The following is a 2,312-nucleotide window of genomic DNA, read 5'->3' as shown; positions in this document are numbered from 1 at the left end:
GGTCAAGGAGTTGAATGTGTACCTGCGCGCCGCGCGGGAGCTGACGCAAAAACTCGACCATGAACCCTCACCCGAAGAAATCGCCAACCTGCTGGAAAAACCGGTGGGAGAGGTCAAGCGTATGCTTGGCCTTAATGAGCGGGTTTCCTCGGTCGACGTCTCGCTGGGGCCGGATTCGGACAAAACCCTGCTGGACACCCTGACGGACGACCGCCCAACCGATCCATGTGAACTGTTGCAGGACGACGACCTGTCCCAGAGCATCGATCAATGGCTCTCGGAACTGACCGACAAGCAACGCGAGGTGGTGGTACGCCGCTTCGGCCTGCGCGGTCATGAAAGCAGCACCCTTGAAGACGTGGGCCTGGAAATTGGCCTGACCCGGGAACGGGTCAGACAGATCCAGGTGGAAGGCTTGAAGCGGCTGCGCGAGATCCTGGAAAAAAATGGTCTGTCGAGTGAGTCGCTGTTCCAGTAAGGCACTCACTGCGATGGCATAAAAAACCCCGATCGGCTCGGGGTTTTTTTTTGCCTGGCCCGGGGGAACAGAGTCCGCTCGGTATTGTGCTTTCGTGCTGTAAGCCTTGGCGTACTCTTGCGTAAGTGTTCGTTATTTTTACACCCTGACATTCGTCTATGTTGAGCGCTTATCGAATCTATAATTTTGATTTATAAGAATATTTTTTATTGTTGATGAAGTGTGACAGTTGGATTTCGCACCAGGGGGCGATTGATCCCGGAGGGGAAAGCTCTAATATTCAGGCTGTGTCGACGGACAGACACGCCCTCCAAGGATGAAGGGAAAGGACATCGCAGGAAGCGATTCATCAGGACGATGAAAAGGAACACAGGGAATAGGGAAAAAATGCGGGCGGGTCAAACCGCCCCTTTTTTTGTCTGCAGAAAAGCAAAAAGGCCCTTGTCAGACTGTGTGAAAACCTAGCAATCTGTCCGGCCCTTTAAGAGAATGCTCCGTATCGAAAGATACGGAGCATTTTTCGTTATGGCCTACATCCAAGGAGAGTCCCGCAGCCAGACCAGTCTGTTCCCGGTCTCGCTGGAGGAACTGATCCCTGAAGATCACCTCGTACGGGTCATCGACCTGTATGTCGCCAAGCTCGATCTGGGCCAGCTCGGTTTTGAGAAGGCTCAGCCCAAGGCCACTGGGCGCCCTGCTTACGACCCCGCCGATCAGCTGAAACTCTATCTCTACGGCTATTTTCAGCGCATTCGCTCGTCGCGGCGCCTAGAAGCTGAGTGCCAGCGCAACATCGAAGTGATGTGGTTGATCAACCGGCTTAAACCCGACTTCAAAACCATCGCCGACTTTCGCAAGAACAACAAAGTAGCTTTCGTTACGACGTGCCGAGCTTTTGTGCAGTTCTGCCGATCCGTCGGCTTGATTGCGGGTGATCTGGTTGCGATCGACGGCAGTAAGTTTCAGGCAGTCGCTTCCTCGCGACGCCACCTGAATTTGAATCAGCTCAAGCGTCAGGAGGAGAAGCTGGATAAGCGGATCGCCCAATACCTGGCTGACCTGGATGCCGCTGATAAAGCAGAGGGCGAGCAAGTGGTCGATCGCACTGCGATCAAGGCGGCACTGGCGAAGCTTGAGGCCAAGCAGCAAGACAACCGTAGTTGCCAAGCTTTGATGAAGTCGATGGGGCTGGAGCAATTCAACACGCACGAAAGCGATGCCCGAATGATGCGCACGCCAAAGGGGGCGCGTGTTGCCTATAACGTGCAAACAGCCGTGGACGCAGAGCACTGTCTGATTTTGCACCATGAGGTGACGCAAGATGGTGACGACCGCAAACAGCTTGAACCCATAGCTAAAGCTGCCAAGGCCGAACTGGGGCAGGACACGCTGACCGTGACAGCCGATATGGGCTACTCAAATGGCCAGCAATTCCAGGCGTGCGAGGAGGCCTCCATTACCGTGTACGTGCCGCCAAACCGAACTTCGAACCCAGGCGGAGAGACATTATTCGAGCGCCAGGACTTTACCTATGACGCTGAACAGGATCGATACCAGTGCCCGGCAGGTCAATGGCTAACCCTGAAGCAGCGTTACAAAGGCGACCGGATCTACCAGGCGGCAGTCAGCGACTGCGCTGGATGTGCGCTGAAAGCCCAATGTACAACGGCTCAGCGCCGCTATGTCTCACGTCACGCACAAGAGGAAGCCTTTGAGCGTATGGCACAGCGGATGCAACTGCATCCAGAGATGATGGAGCGACGCAGATCCATCGTGGAGCACCCGTTTGGCAATCTCAAACAATGGCTATTTGGGAACGGGCGGTTCTTGCTAC

General features: G+C 54.9%; 2 protein-coding genes. Both read left to right on the top strand.

Annotation, left to right across the window (positions count from 1 at the left end; genetic code table 11):
- The coding region (locus ACRESJ_RS29365) for a sigma-70 domain-containing protein (RefSeq protein ID WP_431761009.1) at window positions 1-478 on the top strand (478 nt) is incomplete at its 5' end.
- A gap of 525 nt (window positions 479-1,003) precedes the next feature.
- Window positions 1,004-2,312: IS1182-like element ISPfl3 family transposase (locus tag ACRESJ_RS29360; protein ID WP_431761008.1), on the top strand; the 1,309-nt coding region annotated here is incomplete at its 3' end.

The sequence above is a fragment of the Pseudomonas sp. genome (assembly GCF_050739655.1).
Taxonomy (GTDB): Bacteria; Pseudomonadota; Gammaproteobacteria; order Pseudomonadales; family Pseudomonadaceae; genus Aquipseudomonas.
Note: the sequence above shows the minus strand (reverse complement) of the source record. Positions and strands in the feature narration are given on the sequence as shown.